The sequence below is a fragment of the Mycolicibacterium sp. XJ879 genome (assembly GCF_053483935.1).
Genome location: NZ_JBEFTH010000012.1, coordinates 92,951 through 114,338, shown reverse-complemented (window position 1 = coordinate 114,338; position 21,388 = coordinate 92,951). Strand labels below are relative to the sequence as shown.

The following is a 21,388-nucleotide window of genomic DNA, read 5'->3' as shown; positions in this document are numbered from 1 at the left end:
TGTTTCCCTCCTAGACCAGGCCGCCGTTGGCGAAAACGGTCTGGCCGTTGACCCAGCCGCCGTCACCGCTGCACAACGCGGCGATGACGTCGGCGATATCGGTTGGTTCACCGAGCCGCTGATGCGGTGTTCGTTGCGCGAAACCCGCAATCTGCTCGGCGCTCTTTCCGTCGGTGAACAAGGTCATATTGACGACGCCCGGGGCGATGGCGTTCACCGAGACCTGTCGGCTGCCAAGCTCTTTGGCCAGCGCGGCCGCATACATGTCTTGCGCCATTTTTGTTGCCGCATACGGACCGTATGTGGCCGTACGCAATTGCGTGATGCTCGATGACAGCGTCACGATCCTGCCGCCGTCGCGCACGCGCCGCGCCGCCTCACGAAGCGTGTTGAAGCTGCCTTTTGTGTTGACCGCGAACATGCGGTCGAAGTCCGCGTCGGCCATCTGCGCCATCGAGGCGAGGTGCATGATCCCGGCGTTGGCGATCACCACGTCGACGCCATCGAAGGCTTCTTCGTGTCGGTCGAACAGGTGGCGAACTGCCAGCGGGTCGCTGACGTCGGCCTGTACCCAGATCGCCCGTCCACCGCCGGCCTCGATCTCGCGGGCGACGTCTGCGGCCAGGTGCCGGTTGACCACGCAGTTGACCGTGACGGCGTAACCGTCGCGCGCCAACCGCAGCGCGGTCGCAGCGCCGATGCCGCGTGACGAGCCCGTGACGATTACCGACTTGCCGGTTGAGGGTCGGTCCTCGCCCATGGTTGCGGCGGCGATGCCGGCGATACCGGAAGCGCCGACGCCCACTGCCGCAGTCGCTGCCAGCATCGACCGGCGGGACAGCCGACGCGGTTCGCCTTCGTCCTTGTCGCTTGTGCACTCCACCGGGCCCTCCGTTCGTTAAAGGTGATAGCAAAAGTACGATAGCGCTGATGTTATCACCAGAATGCCAACAGTGCTATCGTCGATAACATGTCGGGGGTCGCTAAGCCACAGCTCGAGCCGCGGGAGCGCATTCTGCGCGCGGCCGCCGACATCCTCGCCCGGCATGGGCGTGAGGCTGTGACCACCCGAAATGTCAGCACGGCGGCGCAGGTTCAAGCCCCCACGATCTACCGGCACTTCGGCGATATGCGCCAGCTGATCGACGATGCGGCCAGCCTCGGCATGGCCGAGTATCTCGCCGTCAAACGCCGTCAGCCGCGGACCGACGATCCCGTCGAAGACCTGCGCGGGGGCTGGGACCGCCACGTCGAGTTCGGGCTCGCCAACCCCGCGACGTACGCGGTGCTCTACGGCGATCCGCGACCAGACGCCGTACCCCGAGCGGTCGCCGAGGGCGACGCCATCCTCAAGGGGATGATGCAGCGGATCGCACAAGCCGGCCGACTGCGGGTACGCGTCGACCGCGCCGCCGATATGGTTCATTCGGCGTGCCGCGGTGTCACGCTCACGCTCGTCTCGCAGCCGCCGCAGGCTCGCGACCCCGGCCTGTCCAACGCCACCCGAGAAGCCATGCTGGCGGCCATCACGACCGACCGCCCGGACAGTCGACTCGAAGACACCCGCACGGCGGCACGCGCCATAGCGCTGAAGTCAGTACTGGAAACGGGTGATGCCAGCGTGCTGACTGAAGCCGAGACGGCGCTGCTCGTCGAGTGGCTCGACCGGCTGTCGCGATGAGCGGTTGGCTTACAGTCAAACGGTGACGATCAGCTACGACGACGGCCTGCGCGAACAGATTCGGCAACGGATGGCAGGCCACCGCCGCCGCACCGCGAGCGATCCCGCCAAGCGCCGCGCCGCGGTCGCGGTGGTTCTCGTCGACTCTGCGCTCGGCGAGGACCGGGTGGACCCGGCGCCCGTCGACGACTGGATCGACGGACGGCCGATGCCGGAGGCCGGGCTCGACGGCCGCATGGTCGACGTCTCCGGCGGTGCCGCGTTTCTGCTGTGCCGCAGGGCGTCTCGATTATCCACTCACGCCGCGCAATGGGCGCTGCCCGGCGGGCGCGTGGACCCGGGCGAGACCGTCATCGACGCCGCATTGCGCGAACTCGACGAAGAAGTGGGGGTCCGGCTGTCCGACTCTTCGGTGCTCGGCATCCTCGACGACTATCCGACCCGGTCGGGCTACATCATCACTCCGGTGGTGATCTGGGGCGGTGGACGACTCGACCTGCGCCCGGCGCCCGACGAGGTGGTGGCGGTCTACCGCGTCGGCCTGCACCAGCTTCAGCGCGGCGATTCCCCGCGGTTCGTCAGCATCCCGGAGAGTCCGCGCCCCGTCGTGCAGATACCTCTCGGCAACGACCTGATCCACGCCCCCACGGGCGCGGTGCTGCTGCAGCTGCGGTGGCTGGCCCTGGAAGGCCGCAGCGACCCCGTCGACACGCTCGAACAACCCGTCTTCGCGTGGTCATAGCCCGCAGATATCAAAGTCCTAACGATCTCGTCAATTCCGCGGGTGCGCCTCGCCCACGGGCCTCAGCCGTGGTCTGGTGGTGGCGATGTCAACACATGAGCCGTCCGCATTGTCCTTCTTGGCCGCCGCGACGGCGGGAGCCGCGCTGCTCACTTTCGGGGTACCAGTGGCGGCGGCCGCGCCCACGTCGGACAGCCGCGGCTACGTCGACTCCACCGCGCGCTGTGCCCCGCCGAGCACCGCGGTGGTCTTCGGCAGCACCGGCAGTTCGCGGGTGGCGATCTGTATGTCTACCGACGGCGATTACGAGTACCGCGGTGTGCGGGTGCGCGACGGCGCCAAGCTGATCGCGCCGGCTTCGCCTGCGGACGACGGCGGCTTCAGCGCCGACAACGACGGGATCACCTACACGGTGACCGCGGACGCCTTGACCATCACGTCCGGCACGAAGGTGATCCGGGAGGAGACCATGGTCGACTTCCATGGTTCAGCACCGTCGGGCAACCCGGGCGCCTCGCCGGCAGCGCCGAGTGCGACCGCCACGCCGACGACACCGCTGCCGCCGCCCTTACCCGCCGAGGTGGGTGGCGACAGCAGCAGCTAAGGCCTGGTGGCACAGGCTTAGCCGCGTACCCCACCGCGCAGGTACTCGTCGCGGCAGGCCCGTCGAGCCAGCTTGCCGCTGGTGGTGCGCGGGATCGAACCGGCGGGCACGAAGCGGACGTCGGCGACCGACAGGCCGTGCACATCCGCGACCGCGGCGCGGATGGCGGCGATCGCCGGCAGCGGGTCGGCGCGGCGGGTACCCGACGCACGTTCGGCGATGACCACCACGTCGTCATCGCCGACGGTGAACACCGCCACGTAACCCCGGCGCACCATCGCCGACGCCAGCGCCACCGTGTTCTCGATGTCGTGCGGATAGTGCTGGCGCGCACCGACGGTCACCAGATCCGCCATGCGGCCGGTGACGTAAAGCTCCCCGTCCAGATACACCCCGAGGTCGCCGGTGCGCATCCAAGCGGCGTCGCCCGGTGCCCCGTCGGCGTGGCTGGCCGTCGTCAGCCGCGAGTCCAGCGTGGCATCGAACGTCTGCTGTGATTCCTGCGGGCGGGCCCAGTACCGCCGCGCAACGTTGTCGCCGTGCAACCAGATCTCACCGACCCGACCGTCGGCGACTTCCTCGTGGCCCTCGGGGTCGACGATCACCGCCCACTGGCTGCGCGCGACCTGACCGCAGGACACCTGCGCCAGCGCACTTTTCGCGTCGGCTGGCACCCGCACCGCGCGTCCATCGGCGAGCTGCGCGCGATCGAGGTACACCACGGACGGCTCGGCGTCGGGCGCGATGGTCGACACGAACAGGGTGGCCTCCGCGATGCCGTAGGACGGTTTGATCGCCGTTGCAGGCAGCCCGTACGGCGTGAACGCATCGGTGAACGTCGTGATCGCGTCCATGCTGACCGGTTCGGATCCGACGATCATCACCACGTTGCGCAGGTCGATGTCCTGGCCCGCGGCGGGCACGCCGCGCTGGGCGGTGTACTCGTAGGCGAAGTTCGGCGCGGCGGTGACCACCCGGCCGCGGCCCGACTCGTCGGACAGTGCGCGGATCCAGCGCTCGGGCCGCCGAAGAAACGCGGTGGGCGCCAGCAGCGTCGAATGGCCGCCGTAGACCGCGGGAAAGCCGATCATCGACAAACCCATGTCGTGGTAGAGCGGCAGCCAGCTGAGCCCGTGGGTGTTTCGGTCCAGCAGGTCGATCGACAGGATCATCTGGATCAGGTTTGTGCCGACCGCCCGGTGGGTGATCTCCACGCCGACCGGGGGCCGCGTCGATCCGGAGGTGTACTGCAGGTGCGCGACGTCGTCCACATCCAGATTGACCGGTGAGAACGTCTCGCCCACGGAATCGGGTATCTCGTCGACGACGATGAGTACGGGGCGGGGCCGCAACGTGCGCTGTATCAGGAACGCCTCGATGGCGTCGGCGGCCGCGCGCGTCGTGAGAACCGCCGCGGGCCGGGCGTCGCTCAGGGCGGTGTCCAACCGTTCGGCGTGGCCCTGGAGTTCGGGGGCGAACAACGGAACCGCGATCATGCCCGCCTTGACCGCGCCGTAAAACCCGGCGACGTAATCGAGGCCCTGCGGAGCCAGGATGGCCACCCGGTCACCCCGCGAGGCGACGCGTTGTACGGCCGCACCGATCGCCCTGATACGACGTCCCAGTTCGTTCCATGTCAGCTCGATGGCCCGACCGTCTGCCGATCCCGTGTAGTCCAGGTACCGGTAGGCGACCGCGTCACCGACGTTGGCGATGTTGCGGTCGATGAGCGAAACCAGCGTGACGCCGGGCGGCAGAACGACGTTGCCCTCGGCATCCAGGCAGTCCTCGATCTGCAGCAGACCTCTATGGTCGGTGGAAGCGGCCATACCGTCGAGTCTAATTAATGTGACGCGCGGTATCACCTATCTCTACCGGGATGTGACCAAAAAGGCTCGCAAGGTGCTTTGTCAGGAAGTGAGGGATCATGACGCCAACCATGCCGCTCGTGCCGCCGTTCACCCTCGATACCGCCACCGCGAAGGTGCGTGTCGCCGAAGATCTCTGGAACACCAGGGATCCCGAACGCGTCGCCAACGGCTACACCCCCGACAGCTGGTGGCGCAACCGGTCCACCTTCGTGCAGGGGCGGGCGCAGATCGTCGACTTCCTCACCGCAAAGTGGGCAACCGAACTCGAATACCGGCTCATCAAGGAGATCTGGGCCTACGGCGACAACCGCATCGCCGTGCGGTTCGCATACGAGTACCACGACGACTCCGGCCAGTGGTTTCGCGCGTACGGCAACGAGAACTGGGAGTTCGACGCCGACGGGCTGATGAGGACACGCCACGCCAGCATCAACGACGTCGTTCTCACCGAGGCCGATCGCCTGTTTCGCTGGGACCGAAGCGGGCCGCGACCGGCCGACCACGCCGGGCTCACCGAGTTGGGCCTGTGAACGCAACGCCTCGTCGTTAGGATTTCGCCATGGCGGAACTGGTGCAGGAGTACCTGGACCAAATCTGTGCCGAACACCTCCCCAACACCGAAGGGGCATTGGCCGACTACATTCCCGAGCTGACCCGCGTCAACCCCGACGCGCTTGGGCTGTCGTTGTCGCTGGCCGACGGATATGTCTATGAATGCGGCGATGCCGCAACGGAGTTCACGATCCAATCGGTGTCGAAGCCGTTCACGTACGCGCTCGCGCTCGACCGTTTTGGCCAGCAAGCGGTGGATGCGAGGATCGGCGTGGAGCCATCGGGCGAGGCGTTCAACGAGATCAGCGTCGACCGAACCACCAAGAAGCCGAAGAACCCGATGATCAACGCGGGTGCCATCGCTGCGGTTTCGCTGATCCCCGGCGTCAGCGCCGAGGACCGGTTCAACCAGATACTCGAGTTCTATTCGGAGTTCGCGGGTCGAGAGCTTACGGTCGATCACGACGTGTACGCATCGGAGAAAGCCACTGGCAGCCGAAACCGTGCGATCGCCTACATGTTGCAGAGCTTCGGCGCCCTCGAGGGTGATCCCGACGAGATCCTCGACGTCTATTTCCGGCAGTGTGCGATCAACGTGACGAGCACCGACCTGGCCAGGATGGCGACGACGCTTGCCCGCGGCGGTGTCGAACCCCAATCGGGGCGGCGGGTGACCAACGCCGCTGTGGTCACCCGCACGCTGAGCGTGATGGTCACCTGCGGGATGTACGACGCGGCGGGTGACTGGGTGAGCGCGGTGGGTATGCCGGCCAAAAGTGGTGTGGGCGGCGGTATTACCGCCGTCCTTCCTGGTCAGCTCGGCATCGGGGTCTACTCGCCGCGGCTGGATGCCAAAGGTCACAGCGTGCGTGGCGTGGAGGTGTGCCGCAGCCTGTCCGCGAACCTGGGAATGCACTTCATGTCGGTCACCCGCGAGTCACTCTCGACGGTCCGGGCCGCCTACGACGCCCGTCCCGGCATCCGGATCTACGAACTGCACGGCGACCTGTTGTTCGCAGGAACCGAGCAGGTGCTGCGCAACATCGAGCGGGAATACGACGACTTCGACGTGGCCATCCTGGAAGTGTCACGGGTGGACGACATCGACGCCACTTCCCGGCGCATGCTTGCCGGCATGCGCGAGTTCCTCACGGCGGCAGGCAAAGAAGGTTATCTGGTCGATCCCGACGATACGTTGCGGGTGGCCGATGTTTCGGAGTCTAAAGCGCAAGTTTTCGGCACGTTCGATGATGCGTTGCGGGCCGCGGAGAAAGCCGTCGCGGCACGGCGCACGTCAGACGGGTAACGCCAGGCGGGTCGGCTCGTCGTGCCCACGCAGCGTCACGGTGTCACCGAATGTCCAATGCGCTCGCTCGCTTTCGGATGCATTGGAAACGGCCGCCGACGACGCCAGCAGGTGACAGGGCTTGGTCTTGGCCAGTTCGCACAGCCGCGCCGCCTCGTTGACGGGTTCGCCGATGACGGTGTACTCGAACCGTTCTCGGGCACCGACATTGCCGGCGACCGCTTCTCCCGCCGCGATCCCGATGCCGGCGCCGAACTCGGGAGTCTCATCACCGATGCGCCGCGCGATGGCCCGACCCGCGGCTAGCGCCGCGTCTTCGGGGGAGCGCAGGTGGTTGGGCGCGCCGAAGACGGCCAATGCGCCGTCGCCCTCGAACTTGTTGACGAACCCGCGATGGCGGTCGACTTCCTCGACCACCACCGAGAAGAACCGATTGAGAAGGTCGACGACCTGGGTCGCGGGCAGTTGTGTCACCAGATGTGTGGAACCGATGATGTCGACGAAGATCACTGCAACGTGACGTTCCTCGCCGCCGAGCTTGGTGTGCTCTTTCTCGGCGGCGGCTGCGACATCTCGGCCGACGTGGCGGCCGAACAGGTCGCGCAACCGCTCCCGCTCGCGCAGCCCGTTGACCATCCGGTTGAAGCCGCGCTGCAACTCGCCGAGTTCGGTGCCGTCGAAAACCACCACTTCACAGTTCAGGTCGCCTTCTTCGACGCGATTGAGGGCCGCGCGCACTACCCGCAGCGGCGTCGCGAACAGCCACGACAGCAGCCACATCAGAAGGAAACCGAACATCAACCCAAGAAGCGAGATGATCATCACGGCGACGGCGAACTGCGTTTCCGACAGGTTCTGCAACACCAGCGCAAACAGCGCTGTGATCACGATGCCGATCAGCGGTACGCCCGAGCCGAGCAGCCACACCGTCATCGTGCGCCCCATGAGTCCGCCGCTCAGCCGCCGCGGCGGCGGGGCGTACTCCAGCGCCTGCGCGGCCACCGGCCGCAACGCGAACTCCGTCGTGAGATAGCCGGCCGTGGCGACCATGACACCGGGGAACGCCAACGAGAACAGGAACCGCGGGATGAAGACCGTATCGACGATGCCGTAGAGCGTGGTGAACAGCGCCGTAGCCACACCCCACAAGGCGATCAGCGCCCACGCCACCCGCCACGGCGCCACGAACGCGTTGCGGTGATCCTCGGCGGTGGGCCGGCGTTCTTCGATGGCCCACCGCAGCGCGTTGACCGTGCGCCTGGTGATCCAGAAGACGCCGACCACCAACGCTCCGACGATGTAGGCCGGCACGGCTCCGAACGACAGCCACGCCGGAGCGTCGGTGAACACGCTGGGCACCGGAAACGCGACCGCCACCAACAGCGTCGACACCGCAATGCCGAGGAAGTTCCAGAACAAGACCAGCACCGTCAGGATGATCTGGATGCGCACCCGACGGCGTAGCTGGTTCTCCGTCGACTTGCCGAGCAGCCAGGACCCGTACTCCGGACCGTCGGGTAGCCGTCCGCTCTGCCGGGTGACGGCTTCGGCGATACGGCCCAGTCGGCGCGCGAGGGTACTCTTGTTGGCGTTCATCTGGCCCCACCCTAAATCGCCCGGACCGCCCCTTAATGTGGTTCGGGTGCGTCTTGTCATTGCCCAGTGCACCGTCGACTACGTTGGACGGCTCACGGCACATCTGCCGTCGGCCCGTCGCCTGCTGCTGATCAAGGCGGACGGGTCGGTGAGTGTGCACGCCGATGACCGCGCCTACAAGCCGCTGAACTGGATGACCCCGCCGTGCCGGCTGACCGAGAACCTCGATGGGCCGGTGCCGGTCTGGGTGGTGGAGAACAAGGCTGGCGAGCAGTTGCGTATCACGATCGAAGGGATCGAGCACGACTCGAGCCACGAACTCGGTGTGGACCCGGGGTTGGTGAAGGACGGGGTGGAGGCCCACCTGCAGGAACTGCTGGCCGAACACGTCGAGCTGCTGGGCCCCGGTTACACGCTGGTGCGCCGGGAATACATGACCGCGATCGGACCGGTGGACTTGTTGTGCCGTGACGAGCACGGCGGATCGGTCGCCGTGGAGATCAAACGCCGCGGCGAAATCGACGGGGTCGAACAGCTCACCCGCTACCTCGAGTTGCTCAACCGGGACACGCTGCTGGCGCCGGTGGCCGGCATCTTCGCGGCCCAACAGATCAAACCGCAGGCGCGGACACTGGCGACTGACCGCGGGATTCGCTGCGTGACTTTGGACTACGACCAGATGCGCGGTATGGACAGCAACGAGTTCCGGCTGTTCTGATGGCTCGGCACGGCAGGCCCTCGCGGCGGCGACCGGCGCCGTCGACGCCGATGCCTGTCCCGCGTCGCATCGAGATCGGCCCGGACGGATACGAATACGAAGTTCGACCGGTTCCGGCCTCGCGCGCCACCAAGACATACCGGTGCCCGGGGTGCGATCACGAAATCCAACCCGGCACACCACATTTGGTCGTTTTCCCAGCCGAGGGCGGCGGAGCGATCGAAGACCGTCGGCACTGGCACACGCCGTGCTGGACGCACCGCAATACGCGTAGCCCGACGCGGAAGTGGTCTTAGTCGGCGGCGTCGTCTGAAGCGGGCTCGACCAACTCGATGAGCACTCCGCCGGCATCCTTGGGATGGATGAAGTTGATCCGCGAATTGGCGGTGCCGCGCCGCGGTGCGTCGTAGATCAGCCGCACGCCGTCAGCGCGCAGCCGCTCGGAAAGCGCGTCGATGTCGCTGACGCGATAAGCCAACTGCTGCAGACCGGGGCCGCGCTTGTCGAGGAACTTCGCGATCGTGGAGGTCTCGTCGAGCGGAGCCATCAACTGGATCTGCGCGCTGCCGACGGGGGCACCCCGCACGGACAGCATGGCTTCACGAACGCCCTGGTCCTCGTTGATCTCTTCGTGCAGAACGATCATTCCGAGGTGGTCGTGGTACCACTTGATCGCTGCGTCCAGATCGGGCACCGCGATTCCGACATGGTCGATTGCTGTGACCAACGCGCTCGCGAGGGCCGGACGGGCATCAACCTGTTCGGTGGTCATAACGTAACGGTAACCTTGAGACAACTGGTTGCGGAATGTGTCATGGGCCACATATGTGTGTACCCATGGCTGGGAGGATTTAAATGACAACGTCGGTGATTGTTGCTGGAGCACGCACTCCGGTGGGCAAACTCATGGGTTCGCTCAAGGATTTTTCCGGCAGTGACCTCGGCGGCATCGCGATCGCCGGGGCACTGGAGAAATCCAAGCTTCCAGCCTCGGCCGTCGAGTACGTGATCATGGGACAGGTGTTGACCGCCGGTGCCGGGCAGATGCCGGCCCGCCAGGCCGCGATCGCCGCGGGTATCGGCTGGGACGTGCCCTCGCTGACCATCAACAAGATGTGTCTGTCCGGAATCGACGCGATCGCATTGGCCGATCAGTTGATCCGTGCCGGCGAGTTCGACGTGGTGGTCGCCGGGGGTCAGGAGTCGATGACGCAGGCGCCCCATTTGTTGATGAACAGCCGCTCGGGCTACAAGTACGGCGACGTCACGGTGTTGGACCACATGGCCTACGACGGCCTGCACGACGTGTTCACCGACCAGCCGATGGGCGCGCTCACCGAGCAGCGCAACGACGTCGACCAGTTCACCCGCGCCGAGCAGGATGAGTTCGCCGCGCGCTCGCACCAAAGGGCCGCTGCGGCATGGAAAGACGGCGTTTACGCCGACGAAGTCGTGCCCGTGCAGATACCGCAACGCAAGGGTGACCCGATCGAGTTCGCCGAGGACGAGGGCATCCGGGCCAATACCACTACCGAGTCGCTGGCGGGTCTCAAGCCAGCCTTCCGCAGGGACGGCACCATCACCGCCGGTTCCGCGTCGCAGATTTCCGACGGTGCGGCCGCAGTCGTGGTGATGAACAAGGACAAGGCCGTCGAGATGGGTCTGACCTGGCTGGTCGAGATCGGCGCCCACGGCGTCGTCGCAGGCCCGGACTCCTCCCTGCAGTCCCAGCCGGCCAACGCCATCAAGAAGGCCATTGCGCGCGAAGGCATCTCCGTTGATCAGCTCGATGTGATCGAGATAAACGAGGCGTTCTCCGCGGTGTCGTTGGCCTCGGCCAAGGAACTCGGCGTGAATCTGGACAAGGTCAACGTCAACGGTGGCGCGATCGCCATCGGCCATCCCATCGGGATGTCGGGGGCTCGGATCGCCCTGCATGCGGCCCTCGAGCTGGCGCGACGAGGTTCCGGCTACGGCGTGGCGGCCCTGTGCGGGGCGGGCGGCCAAGGCGACGCGCTGGTTCTGCGCGCCGGGTAGCGCCTACGACGCTGCGTAGTAATCGGCTCGGGTTTCGGGCACAATGGCGGCCATGACCCGTGCGCTCGATCCTCGGTCCGTCGCTCGATGGTTCCGATTGGTCGCCCTGCTTGAGGCAATCAGCTGGGCCGGACTGCTGATCGGGATGTATTTCAAGTACCTGGGCACGCCTCGGACCGAGATCGGGGTCAAGGTGTTCGGCGCGGCGCACGGGGCGATCTTCGTGGCCTTTGTTGCGGTCGCCTTGCTGGCCGGACTGGTGTTCAAATGGGCGTACGGCACCTGGTTGCTGGCGGCGTTGTCGAGCATTCTGCCGATGTGCAGTGTGATCTTCGTCATATGGGCCGATCGCACCGGGCGGATCGGCGTCGGCGCGGTCGCCGGGCCCGTTGCCCAGCCGGGCCTGACCGCACCCGAATCGACGTGACAAACTTGTAGCGTGACTCGTCCTCGACCTTCAATTGCGGCCTCGATGGCCGGTGCGGTTGACCTGTCAGCGCTCAAGCAGCGGGCGTCCGCGGGTGACGGTGGTTCGGCAGCCCCATCGGGTGGGGTAGAGATCACCGAGGCCAACCTCGAAGCAGAAGTTCTGGCCCGCTCCGGGCAGGTGCCCGTCGTCGTGTTGTTGTGGTCGCCGCGCAGCGACGCCAGCATCCAGTTGGGTGATGCGCTTGCCAACCTCTCGTCGACCGACGGCGGTAAGTGGGCGCTGGCGACGGTCAACGTCGACACGGTTCCGCGGGTGGCGCAGATGTTTGGCGTGCAGGCCGTCCCGACGGTCGTGGCCTTTGGCGCCGGCCAACCGTTGTCGAGCTTTCAGGGCGTGCAACCGCCCGAGCAGCTGCGGCAGTGGATCGATTCACTGCTGAACGCGGTCGCCGGCAAGCTCCCCGGCGGTGATGATCCCGACCAACCCGAACAGGTCGATCCCGAACTCGCGCAGGCGCGCGCGCACCTCGACGCCGGTGACTTCGACGCGGCGGGCAAGGCCTATCAGGCAATCTTGGACGCCAACCCAGCCCATGCCGAGGCCAAGGGCGCGGTGCGCCAGATCGGCTTTCTTCAGCGGGCGACTACGCGTGCCCCCGGCGCGATCGTCGCCGCCGATGCCCAGCCGGACGACATCGAGTTGGCGTTGGCGGCCGCCGACGTCGAGATCCTGCAGCAGAACGTCGGTGCGGCCTTCGACCGGTTGGTCGGGTTGGTCAAGCGCACCGCCGGTGAGGACCGCGCCAAGGTCCGCACGCGGCTCGTCGAGCTGTTCGAGCTGTTCGACGCCGCCGACCCCGAGGTGATCGCGGGCCGGCGCAAGCTCGCCAACGCGCTCTACTAGCTCCGCGCACCTGGCGCCGAGGGCACCCAGCTTCCGCCGAGATCGACGAAATGGCGGAATTTACTCGCACATTTCCGCCCGTTTGTGCCTTTGGGCGTGAATGTGTCAGGCCGGTTCGAACCAGAGGGCGGCCAGCGGCGGTAGCACCATGACCGCCGACGCGGGGCGGCCGTGCCACGGCTCGTCGGTCGCTTCGACCGCACCGTAGTTGCCGATCCCGGCGCCGTTGTAGATGTCGGCGTCGGTGTTGAGCACCTCGCGCCACGTGCCCGTGTGCGGCAGGCCCAGCCGGTAGCGGGTGTGCTCGGCGCCGGAGAAGTTGAAGACGCACGCCATCACGGAGCCGTCATCGCCGTAGCGCAAGAAGCTCAGCACGTTGTTGGCCGAGTCGTTGGCGTCGATCCAGGAATAGCCCTCGGGGCTGGTATCGCGCGACCACAGCGCCCGCCTGCTGCCGTAGATGGCGTTCATGTCCTGCACCATGCGCTGGATGCCCGTCGAGTAGCTGTTCTCGTCGAGCTGATACCAGTCGACGCCACGTTCCTCCGACCACTCGGCACGCTGGCCGAAATCCTGGCCCATGAACAACAGCTGCTTGCCCGGATGCGCCCACTGGTAGGCCAGCAGGCCGCGCAGCCCGGCCGCCTTGACGTGGTCGTTGCCGGGCATCCTGCCCCACAGTGTGCCCTTGCCGTGCACCACCTCGTCGTGGCTGACCGGCAGCACGTAGTTCTCGCTGAACGCATACAGCATCGAGAACGTGATCTCGTGGTGATGATAGCTGCGGTGGATCGGGTCGCGCTTGACGAACTCCAGGGTGTCGTTCATCCAGCCCATGTTCCACTTCATCGAGAACCCAAGGCCGCCAAGATTTGTCGCTCTGGTGACGCCCGGCCACGACGTCGACTCCTCGGCGACGGTGACGATGCCGGGTGCCCCCTTGTGCAGGGTCGCATTCATCTCCTGCAGGAACTGCACGGCTTCGAGGTTCTCCCGGCCACCGTAGATGTTCGGCGTCCAGCCGCCCTCGGGACGCGAATAATCCAGGTACAGCATGGAGGCGACCGCGTCGACGCGCAGACCGTCGATGTGGAACTCCTGGCACCAGTACAGCGCGTTGGCCACCAAAAAGTTGCGCACCTCGGCGCGGCCGAAGTCGAATACGTAAGTGCCCCAGTCGAGTTGCTCGCCGCGACGCGGATCGGAGTGCTCGTATAGCGCTGTCCCGTCGAAGCGGCCCAGCGCCCACGCGTCCTTGGGGAAGTGGGCGGGCACCCAGTCCATGATCACGCCGATGCCGGCCTGGTGGAGGGTGTCGACGAGGAAGCGGAACTCGTCGGGGGTGCCCAGCCGCGACGTCGGCGCGTAATACGACGTCACCTGGTAACCCCACGAGCCGCCGAACGGATGTTCGGCCACCGGCATCAACTCGACATGGGTGAAGCCTTGTGCCACCACGTATTCGGTGAGCTGCTCGGCCAGCTCGCGATAGCTCAGCCCGGGCCGCCACGACATGAGGTGCACCTCGTAGGTGCTCATCGGCTCGAACACCGGGTTGAGATCGGCCCGCCGGTCCATCCATTCGCCGTCGCGCCAGCGGTACTCGCTGTGCGTCACCTTCGACGCCGTCTGCGGCGGCACCTCGGTGGCGAACGCCATCGGATCGGCGCGGTCGCTGACCGAGCCGTCGGCGCCGTGGATCCGGAACTTGTACAGGCCCCCGATCTCGAAACCGGGCCAGAACAATTCCCACACACCGGTGGAGCCCAGCACCCGCAACTGAGCCTCCGTGCCGTCCCAGTGGTTGAAGTCACCAATCAGGCTGACACCTTTGGCATTCGGCGCCCACACCGCGAACGAGACCCCGTCGACCACACCGTCGGGCGTGGTGAAGCTGCGCGGGTGGGCGCCCAGCACCTCCCACAGCCGCTCGTGGCGGCCCTCGGCGAACAGGTGCAAGTCGATCTCGCCGAGCGTGGGCAAGAACCGGTAGGCGTCGGCCACGGTGTGGCGATGGGTCTTGCCGTCCTGGCCGGCGTAGCTGACCTCGAGGCGGTAGTCGACCAGGTCGGTGAACGGCAGCGCCACCGCGAACAATCCGGCCTCGATATGGGTGAACGGATACCGCGCGTCGCCGATCAGCGCGACCACCTCCAGCGCGTGCGGCCGGTAGGCCCGGATGACGGTGTGGTCGTCGTACTCGTGGGCGCCGAGAACCGAATGCGGATCGTGATGGTCGCCGGACAGCAGCCGGTTGAGGTCGGCGGTGTGTGGCCTCAGATGGGGGCTGGTGAGTGGATTGGTCTGCGTCATGTCGGTCACTCCCTACGCAGCAGGTTCAGTCGGTGCTCCGGCGCAACCTGAGGCATGTTGAGCACGTGCGCCACGGCTCTGGCCGGATCGATACGGACGTAATTCGCTTGGCCCCACTGGTATTCCTCGCCGGTGATCTCGTCGCGCACCCAGAACCGGTCGTAGGGTTCCATACCCAGCGCGGCCATGTCGAGCCACAAGGTGGTCTCTTCGACGCCGAACGGGTTGAGTGTCACCACCACCAGCACCTGGTCGCCGGTTGCGGGGTCGAACTTGCTGTACGCCAGCAGCGCATCGTTGTCGGGGTGGTGGAACTTGATGGTGCGCAGCTGGTGCAGCGCCGGGTGGACGCGCCGAATCTCGTTGAGCTGAGTCAAAAACGGCTCCAGCGATTCGCTGTCGGCCACCGCGGCCTCGAAGTCGCGCGGCCGAAGTTCGTACTTCTCGGAGTTCAGATATTCTTCGCTGCCCTCGCGCACGGCCCGATGCTCGAACAGCTCATAGCCCGAATACACCCCCCATGACGAGCTCATCGTCGCCGCCAGCACCGCCCGGATCGCGAACATGCCGGGCCCGCCGTGTTGCAGGCTCTCATGCAGGATGTCGGGGGTGTTGACGAACAGGTTGGGCCGCGCATAGTCGGCGTGCTCGGCGATCTGCTCGCCGAATTCGGTCAGCTCCCACTTCGCCGTGCGCCAGGTGAAGTACGTATAAGACTGGGTGAAGCCGAGTTTGGCCAGCCCGTACAACCGGGCCGGGCGGGTGAAGGCCTCGGACAAGAACAGCACGTCGGGGTCGTCGTTCTTCACTTCGCCGATCAGCCAGGCCCAGAAGTCCGGCGGCTTGGTGTGCGGGTTGTCGACGCGAAACACCTTCACGCCGTGTGAAATCCAGTACCGCACGACGCGCAGCACTTCCTGGTACAGCCCGGCCGGATCGTTGTCGAAGTTCAGCGGGTAGATGTCCTGGTACTTCTTGGGCGGGTTCTCCGCGTAGGCGATGGTCCCGTCGGGTAAAACGGTGAACCACTCGGGATGCTCACGCGCCCAGGGATGATCGGGCGCGGTCTGCAACGCCAGGTCCAGCGCGACCTCCATACCCTCGTCACGGGCGGCGGCGACGAAATCGTCGAAATCGGAGATGGTGCCCAGCCTCGGGTGCACGGCGTCGTGGCCGCCCTCGTCGCTGCCGATCGCCCACGGTGAGCCGACGTCGTTGGGCGCCGCGGTGACGCTGTTGTTGCGGCCCTTGCGGTGCACTTTGCCGATCGGGTGGATCGGCGGCAGATACACCACGTCGAACCCCATCCGCGCGATCCGCGACAGCGCCTTGGTGGCGGTGGCGAACGTGCCGTGTACGGGGTTGCCGCTGGCGTCCCACCCGCCCGTCGACCGCGGAAACATCTCATACCAGGCGCTGAACCTCGCCAGGGGGCGGTCGACCCACACGCCGTACTGCTCGCCGCGGGTGACCAGTTCGCGCAGCGGATAGCGCGATAACAACTCGTCCACCTCGGGGGACAGCGCCGCACCCGCACGGGCGAACGGATCGCCGGGTTCCCGCAGCCGGGCCGCCGCGTCGATCAGCGGAAACCGATCCTGGCGGGGCACCCCGGCGGCGGCGCGCTCCAACAGAGTGGCGCCGACCAACAGGTCATTGGACAGTTCGGCCTCGCTCTGCCCGGCGTCCAGCTTCGCGGTCACGTTCTTGCGCCACGTCGAAATGGGGTCGCCCCACCCGTCGACCCGGAACGTCCACAGACCGACCGCGTCGGGGGTGAACTGACCGTGCAACACGTCCGGCGTCGTGCCCGTCGACATGGGCAGCCGCTGCGGTTTGATTCGTGAGGCTCCGGTGACGACCTCCTCGATCGGCACGGCTTCGGCCGCCCGCACCAAACCGGGTGGGTCCTCGACCAGCTTCGGGTAGCCGCGGCCGTGGTAGCGCACGACCAGCGTGGCCGCGACGGCGTCGTGGCCCTCGCGCCACACCGTCGCCGTCACCGGCACGATTTCGCCGATGACGGCCTTGGCCGGGTACCGACCGCCGGAAATGACAGGTGCGACGTCGTCGATTGCGATCCGACCGGCCACCCCACCACTCCTTAACGTTGTCGCGGCCCTGTGCCTAACAGCCTCGTGAGAACCCTCTGCCGCCCTATACCCACCGTAATGCGCGGCCCAACCCCTCGCGCCGAAGCGAACAGGGTTCCCAGCTGCGCCGGTGTGACAGATCAGTAAGGTTGTCTCGCGTGAAAGCCCTGAGACGGTTCACCGTGCGCGCCCACCTCCCCGATCGGATGGCCGCGCTCGAACGGCTGTCCATCAACCTGCGCTGGACGTGGGACAAACCCACGCAGGACCTGTTCGCCACCATCGACGAGGATCTGTGGCGGCAGGTCGGCTGCGACCCGGTCGCCCTGCTGGGGCAGGTGAGCCCGAAGCGCCTCGATGAGCTGGCGGTCGACGAATCGTTTCTGGGTCGCCTCGACGGGCTCGTCGCCGATCTCGACGACTACCTGACCCGCCCGCTGTGGTATCAGCAGCAGCTTGACCACGGCGCCGAACTACCCCACGGCATCGCCTACTTCTCGATGGAGTTCGGGGTGGCCGAGGTGCTGCCGAACTACTCCGGCGGCCTGGGCATCCTGGCCGGTGACCATCTCAAGTCAGCCTCCGACCTGGGCCTGCCCCTGGTCGCGGTGGGGCTGCTGTACCGCTCGGGCTACTTCCGTCAGTCGTTGACCGCCGACGGCTGGCAGCACGAGAGCTACCCGTCACTGGATCCGCAGGGCCTTCCGCTTCGACAGCTCACCGACCGCAGCGGCAGGCCGGTGCTCGTGGACGTGGCGATGCCCGAGCAAAACCAGCTGCGCGCACGGATCTGGGTCGCTCAGGTGGGCCGAATTCCCTTGCTGCTGTTGGATTCCGACATTCCGGAAAACGACCACCGGCTACGCGGGGTGACCGACCGGCTCTACGGCGGCGACCAGGAACACCGAATCAAGCAGGAGATCCTGGCCGGCATTGGCGGGGTGCGCGCGATCCGGGCGTTCATCGAAATGGAGGGCCGCCCCTCTCCCGAGGTGTTCCACATGAACGAGGGACATGCGGGCTTCCTCGGTGTCGAGCGCATCCGGGAGCTCGTCGACGCCGGGCTGGACTTCGACACCGCGTTGACGGTGGTGCGCTCGTCGACGGTGTTCACCACCCACACGCCGGTGCCCGCGGGCATCGACCGGTTTCCGGTGGAAATGGTCAGGCGCTACTTCGGCGGTGGCGCCGATGCGCCCGCGCACGACGGGCAGCCGGCCGGTGGTCCGCCCTCGCGGCTGCTGCCCGGGGTCCCGCTGGACCGCATCGTCGCGTTCGGCGCCGAAGAGGACCCGGCGAAATTCAACATGGCCCACATGGGTCTACGGCTAGCCCAGCGGGCCAACGGTGTATCGCTGCTGCACGGCAAGGTCAGCCGCCACATGTTCAACGCGCTGTGGCCGGGGTTCGACCCCACCGAGGTGCCGATCGGCTCGATCACCAACGGCGTGCACGCCCCGACGTGGGCGGCGCCGCAGTGGCTGGAGTTGGGTCGCGAACTGATCGGCGCCGGCTCGCGTGGTGAGCCCGCGGTGTGGGAGCCCGAGGTGTGGGAGCGGCTGCATCAGGTCGATCCCGGCCATATGTGGTGGATCCGCTCGCAACTGCGCAATCAGCTGGTCGAGGACGTGCGGGTGCGGCTGCGCCGGTCGTGGGCCGAACGCGGCGCAGCCGATGCCGAACTCGGTTGGATCGCAACGGCGTTCGACCCGGAAGTGCTGACCATCGGGTTCGCCCGGCGGGTTCCCACGTACAAGCGGCTGACGCTCATGCTGCGCGACCCCGAACGCCTGGAACGGTTGCTGCTCGACGAGCAGCGGCCGATCCAGCTGATCGTGGCGGGCAAGTCCCACCCCGCCGACGAGGGCGGCAAGGCGCTGATCCAGCAGGTGGTCAAGTTCGCCGACCGGCCCGAGGTGCGGCACCGCATCGCCTTTCTGCCCGATTACGACATGTCGATGGCCCGCCAGCTGTACTGGGGATGCGATGTATGGCTGAACAATCCGCTGCGGCCGCTGGAGGCGTGCGGCACCTCGGGGATGAAGAGTGCGCTCAACGGCGGGCTCAACCTGTCGATCCGCGACGGCTGGTGGGACGAGTGGTACGACGGCGAAAACGGTTGGGAGATCCCGACTGCCAACGGCCTCGCCGACGAAGAGCGACGCGATGACCTCGAGGCGGCCGCGCTCTACGATCTGCTCGAGCAATCGGTGGCGCCGAAGTTCTACGACCGCAACGAGCACGGCATCCCGATGCGGTGGGTGGAGATGGTGCGGCACACGCTGATCGCACTCGGACCGAAGGTGTTGGCGTCGCGCATGGTTCGCGACTACACCGAGAAGTATTACGCGCCCGCCGCCCAATCCTTGCGTAAGACAGTGCAACCCAACTCCAACGGTGAACCGTTCGGTGCGGCCTGCGACCTCGCGGCCTACCGGCGGCGCGCCCAGGACGCCTGGCCGAAAATCCAGATCACCGATGTCGACAGCTCCGGGCTGCCCGACACCCCGCTGCTCGGGTCCGAGCTCACGTTGACCGCGAAGGTGCAACTCGCCGACCTGCGACCCGATGAGGTGACCGTGCAGGCGGTGCTGGGTCGCGTCGACGCCAGCAACACCCTGGTGGATCCGGTGACCGTGCCGATGCAGCACACCGGCACGGCCGACGGTGGCAATGCGATCTTTTCGACGACGACGCCGCTGCCGGCCGCCGGTCCGGTCGGATACACGGTGCGGGTGCTGCCCCACCACCCGCTGCTGGCCGGCGACAACGAACTCGGCCTCGTCACCTCCGCATGACGGGTGCGCTGAAGGTCCCGCTCGACGGGGGGCCCTACGCACTGGCTCTCGGCGCCGACGGTGCGCTGTGGGTGACGCTGGTGCACGCAGGCGCGATCGCGCGGGTGACGACCACAGGTGAGGTCGCGGTGTTCCCCGTCGACGTGCAGAGTCGCCCGTCGCTCATCACCGCGGGTCCCGACGGCGCGTTGTGGTTCACCCGCGCCGGCGACCACCGTATCGGCCGGATCACCACGGCGGGGGAGTTGAGCGCGGTTGCGCTCGGCGAGGACCGCGGCCCCTACGGCATCACCGTGGGACCCGACGAAGCGCTGTGGTTCACCGCGATGGCCTCCGGTGAGGTCGGCCGGATCTCGCTCGACGGGCAGGTGACCGATCGCCATGCGGTCGGCGGCGCGCCGGCGATGATCACGACCGGACCCGACGACGCGTTGTGGTTCACCCTCAACCAGGCCAACGCGATCGGTCGGCTGTCGCCGCCGGATGGCCTGACCGTGCGCGAATTACCCACTGCTGCAGCGGGTCCGGTGGGAATCGCCGCAACGCACGATGACGCGGTGTGGTTCACCGAGATCCGCGCCGAGAAACTCGGCCGCATCCCGCTTGACGACGCGATCCAGGAGATCGACCTGCCCGGTAAACCACACGCGGTGGTGGCCGATCCCGACGACGGCGTGTGGGTGAGCCTGTGGGGGTCGCATCAGATCGCCAGGGTCGGTGGCGACGGCGAGATCGTCGTCATCGACCTCCCGCAGGGTAGCGAGCCGCACGGGCTGGCGATCGGCCCCGACGGCGCACCGTGGGTCGCGCTGGAGGCCGGCTACGTGTTGCGGATGCCGACCTGAGACCTGTGCCGCGCAATTATCCGGACACTCGTACAGCAGCCGCGGCGGCCCAGGTAGGTTGCCCTCCAGTGCGTCAATTACCGCGACGCGTGGCGAAGGACTTCAGCAGTGACGGTTGGACATGGGTTGCGGGGCGCCATCACCTTCCTGGCGATCAGCGGGCTGCTCGGAGGGCTGGCAGCTGCCACGGCGTCGGCCGAACCGGCGATCGAGCCCGTCGTCGACGTGGCGCCCGCCGCACCGCCACCAGAGGGCGCACTCGCACCTGACGCGCCACGGCCGCACGACGACGGTGCGGTCGCATCCACGCCGCCGGTGGTGAAGGAGGCTCCCGACGGTTGGCGTCTGGAACTGGGCGCCAGGGACGAGACCCAGGCCCCGGTTCCTCCGCTGACGACGGCGCTGTCGTCGCGCGAGTACGTGGTCGGCGGCACCTACACCGGCAAGCTGAGCGGTCCCGACGACGGCAGCACTCCGGGGGGCACCCTCGAGGTCGGCTACGAGATCGGCTGCGGCATCGACATGAGCACGTCCAACGGCGTCTCGCTGACCGGCACCGCGGGCATCAACCCGTCGCTGGGAATTCTGGGCATCGACGCCGCCGGACCGGTGGAGCTCGGGGTATTGCCCAGCGTCGGCGGCAATATCGGCGGCGGTATCACCGTCGGCCTCAAACCCGGTCTGATCAACGTGGTTCCGGTGACGAAAAAGGAGTTCACCGGCGCCGAGCCGTGGGTGATGGTGAGCGACTTCCGGGTCAAGATCGACGGCTGCGTCGGCGAGTCGTTCATCCGCTCGTATGCGTTCTTGACTCGCTCCACCGAGATGTCGGAGGCGATCGTCGCCTGGTACGGCGTGACCAAACACATTTAGCGGCTCAGCTCAGCCGCGAGCAACCC

19 protein-coding genes are annotated in these 21,388 nt (G+C 66.9%); 13 read left to right on the top strand and 6 right to left on the bottom strand.

Annotated elements, in window-relative coordinates; all coding sequences use genetic code 11:
* Positions 1 to 10: 10 nt before the first annotated feature.
* Positions 11 to 883 carry an SDR family oxidoreductase gene (locus ABQF13_RS22115; RefSeq protein WP_448394925.1) on the bottom strand — a complete coding sequence of 291 codons (873 nt, stop codon included), beginning with the start codon at positions 881 to 883 and terminating at the stop codon, positions 11 to 13.
* 87 nt (positions 884 to 970) lie between these two features.
* Here ABQF13_RS22115 and ABQF13_RS22110 point away from each other — a divergent pair, with 87 nt between their 5' ends.
* From ABQF13_RS22110 to ABQF13_RS22100, 3 genes are all read left to right on the top strand, one after another.
* On the top strand, positions 971 to 1,681 hold the full coding sequence (locus ABQF13_RS22110; RefSeq protein WP_448394924.1) for a TetR/AcrR family transcriptional regulator: 711 nt from the start codon (positions 971 to 973) through the stop codon (positions 1,679 to 1,681).
* Between the two features lie 22 nt (positions 1,682 to 1,703).
* The gene (locus ABQF13_RS22105; RefSeq protein ID WP_448394923.1) at positions 1,704 to 2,423 is read left to right on the top strand and encodes an NUDIX hydrolase; all 720 of its coding nucleotides are present in this window, start codon (positions 1,704 to 1,706) and stop codon (positions 2,421 to 2,423) included.
* A gap of 85 nt (positions 2,424 to 2,508) precedes the next feature.
* A complete protein-coding gene (locus tag ABQF13_RS22100; protein WP_448394922.1) occupies positions 2,509 to 3,027 on the top strand; it encodes a hypothetical protein in 519 nt (172 codons plus the stop codon).
* 17 nt (positions 3,028 to 3,044) lie between these two features.
* On the opposite strand, the gene ABQF13_RS22095 is transcribed toward ABQF13_RS22100, so the two are convergent.
* Positions 3,045 to 4,856, bottom strand: a complete 1,812-nt coding sequence (locus ABQF13_RS22095) for a fatty acyl-AMP ligase (protein ID WP_448394921.1) — start codon at positions 4,854 to 4,856, stop codon at positions 3,045 to 3,047.
* 98 nt (positions 4,857 to 4,954) lie between these two features.
* Here ABQF13_RS22095 and ABQF13_RS22090 point away from each other — a divergent pair, with 98 nt between their 5' ends.
* Entirely contained in the window at positions 4,955 to 5,428 is a 474-nt protein-coding gene (locus ABQF13_RS22090; RefSeq protein WP_448394920.1) for a nuclear transport factor 2 family protein, read from the top strand.
* 29 nt (positions 5,429 to 5,457) lie between these two features.
* Positions 5,458 to 6,756, top strand: a complete 1,299-nt coding sequence (glsA, locus tag ABQF13_RS22085) for a glutaminase A (RefSeq protein ID WP_448394919.1) — start codon at positions 5,458 to 5,460, stop codon at positions 6,754 to 6,756.
* Here glsA and ABQF13_RS22080 read toward each other — a convergent pair.
* Entirely contained in the window at positions 6,745 to 8,352 is a 1,608-nt protein-coding gene (locus ABQF13_RS22080; RefSeq protein ID WP_448394918.1) for an adenylate/guanylate cyclase domain-containing protein, read from the bottom strand. The genes glsA and ABQF13_RS22080 overlap by 12 nt on opposite strands.
* 46 nt (positions 8,353 to 8,398) lie before the next feature.
* Here ABQF13_RS22080 and nucS point away from each other — a divergent pair, with 46 nt between their 5' ends.
* Both nucS and ABQF13_RS22070 read left to right on the top strand, forming a co-directional pair.
* Positions 8,399 to 9,070, top strand: coding sequence for an endonuclease NucS (gene nucS, locus ABQF13_RS22075; protein ID WP_448394917.1), 672 nt, complete (start codon positions 8,399 to 8,401; stop codon positions 9,068 to 9,070).
* Positions 9,070 to 9,366, top strand: a complete 297-nt coding sequence (locus tag ABQF13_RS22070) for an Rv1322 family protein (protein ID WP_448394916.1) — start codon at positions 9,070 to 9,072, stop codon at positions 9,364 to 9,366. The genes nucS and ABQF13_RS22070 overlap by 1 nt, the downstream gene beginning before the upstream one ends.
* Here the strand turns inward: ABQF13_RS22070 and mce are convergent.
* Positions 9,363 to 9,842 (bottom strand): methylmalonyl-CoA epimerase, encoded by a 480-nt coding sequence (gene mce / locus ABQF13_RS22065; RefSeq protein ID WP_448394915.1) that lies wholly within the window; start codon positions 9,840 to 9,842, stop codon positions 9,363 to 9,365. The two genes, ABQF13_RS22070 and mce, sit on opposite strands and share 4 nt — an antisense overlap.
* A gap of 83 nt (positions 9,843 to 9,925) precedes the next feature.
* On the opposite strand from mce, the gene ABQF13_RS22060 reads away from it, so the two are divergent.
* From ABQF13_RS22060 to ABQF13_RS22050, 3 genes are read left to right on the top strand one after another with little or no spacing between them, the layout of a single operon-like run.
* Positions 9,926 to 11,107 (top strand): acetyl-CoA C-acetyltransferase, encoded by a 1,182-nt coding sequence (locus tag ABQF13_RS22060; RefSeq protein ID WP_448394914.1) that lies wholly within the window; start codon positions 9,926 to 9,928, stop codon positions 11,105 to 11,107.
* 43 nt (positions 11,108 to 11,150) lie between these two features.
* On the top strand, positions 11,151 to 11,534 hold the full coding sequence (locus tag ABQF13_RS22055; RefSeq protein ID WP_448394913.1) for a DUF3817 domain-containing protein: 384 nt from the start codon (positions 11,151 to 11,153) through the stop codon (positions 11,532 to 11,534).
* Positions 11,535 to 11,546: 12 nt separating this feature from the next.
* Entirely contained in the window at positions 11,547 to 12,440 is an 894-nt protein-coding gene (locus ABQF13_RS22050; RefSeq protein WP_448394912.1) for a tetratricopeptide repeat protein, read from the top strand.
* Positions 12,441 to 12,545: 105 nt separating this feature from the next.
* On the opposite strand, the gene glgB is transcribed toward ABQF13_RS22050, so the two are convergent.
* Together glgB and ABQF13_RS22040 are read right to left on the bottom strand one after the other, a co-directional pair.
* Positions 12,546 to 14,753, bottom strand: coding sequence for a 1,4-alpha-glucan branching protein GlgB (gene glgB / locus ABQF13_RS22045; protein ID WP_448394911.1), 2,208 nt, complete (start codon positions 14,751 to 14,753; stop codon positions 12,546 to 12,548).
* 5 nt (positions 14,754 to 14,758) lie between these two features.
* Positions 14,759 to 16,846: an alpha-1,4-glucan--maltose-1-phosphate maltosyltransferase gene (locus ABQF13_RS22040; RefSeq protein ID WP_448394910.1), complete on the bottom strand. Its 2,088-nt coding sequence runs from the start codon at positions 16,844 to 16,846 to the stop codon at positions 14,759 to 14,761.
* Positions 16,847 to 17,004: 158 nt separating this feature from the next.
* Here ABQF13_RS22040 and ABQF13_RS22035 point away from each other — a divergent pair, with 158 nt between their 5' ends.
* The 3 genes from ABQF13_RS22035 to ABQF13_RS22025 all read left to right on the top strand — a co-directional run bounded on the left by ABQF13_RS22035 (position 17,005) and on the right by ABQF13_RS22025 (position 21,362).
* Complete coding sequence (locus tag ABQF13_RS22035; RefSeq protein ID WP_448394909.1) at positions 17,005 to 19,644, top strand: glycosyltransferase family 1 protein; 2,640 nt, start codon at positions 17,005 to 17,007, stop codon at positions 19,642 to 19,644.
* Positions 19,641 to 20,489, top strand: coding sequence for a Vgb family protein (locus ABQF13_RS22030; protein ID WP_448394908.1), 849 nt, complete (start codon positions 19,641 to 19,643; stop codon positions 20,487 to 20,489). The genes ABQF13_RS22035 and ABQF13_RS22030 overlap by 4 nt, the downstream gene beginning before the upstream one ends.
* A 108-nt stretch (positions 20,490 to 20,597) precedes the next feature.
* The gene (locus tag ABQF13_RS22025; protein ID WP_448394907.1) at positions 20,598 to 21,362 is read left to right on the top strand and encodes an MspA family porin; all 765 of its coding nucleotides are present in this window, start codon (positions 20,598 to 20,600) and stop codon (positions 21,360 to 21,362) included.
* The last annotated feature ends 26 nt before the right edge of the window (positions 21,363 to 21,388 follow it).

Excerpts from the sequence above, each read along its gene's own strand:
- ABQF13_RS22110 (WP_448394924.1), top strand. The coding sequence starts at position 971 with ATGTCGGGGGTCGCTAAGCCACAGCTCGAGCCGCGGGAGCGCATTCTG.
- ABQF13_RS22100 (WP_448394922.1), top strand. The coding sequence starts at position 2,509 with ATGTCAACACATGAGCCGTCCGCATTGTCCTTCTTGGCCGCCGCGACG.
- ABQF13_RS22095 (WP_448394921.1), bottom strand. The coding sequence starts at position 4,856 with ATGGCCGCTTCCACCGACCATAGAGGTCTGCTGCAGATCGAGGACTGC.
- ABQF13_RS22090 (WP_448394920.1), top strand. The coding sequence starts at position 4,955 with ATGACGCCAACCATGCCGCTCGTGCCGCCGTTCACCCTCGATACCGCC.
- glsA (WP_448394919.1), top strand. The coding sequence starts at position 5,458 with ATGGCGGAACTGGTGCAGGAGTACCTGGACCAAATCTGTGCCGAACAC.
- ABQF13_RS22080 (WP_448394918.1), bottom strand. The coding sequence starts at position 8,352 with ATGAACGCCAACAAGAGTACCCTCGCGCGCCGACTGGGCCGTATCGCC.
- ABQF13_RS22070 (WP_448394916.1), top strand. The coding sequence starts at position 9,070 with ATGGCTCGGCACGGCAGGCCCTCGCGGCGGCGACCGGCGCCGTCGACG.
- mce (WP_448394915.1), bottom strand. The coding sequence starts at position 9,842 with ATGACCACCGAACAGGTTGATGCCCGTCCGGCCCTCGCGAGCGCGTTG.
- ABQF13_RS22060 (WP_448394914.1), top strand. The coding sequence starts at position 9,926 with ATGACAACGTCGGTGATTGTTGCTGGAGCACGCACTCCGGTGGGCAAA.
- ABQF13_RS22055 (WP_448394913.1), top strand. The coding sequence starts at position 11,151 with ATGGCGGCCATGACCCGTGCGCTCGATCCTCGGTCCGTCGCTCGATGG.
- glgB (WP_448394911.1), bottom strand. The coding sequence starts at position 14,753 with ATGACGCAGACCAATCCACTCACCAGCCCCCATCTGAGGCCACACACC.
- ABQF13_RS22030 (WP_448394908.1), top strand. The coding sequence starts at position 19,641 with ATGACGGGTGCGCTGAAGGTCCCGCTCGACGGGGGGCCCTACGCACTG.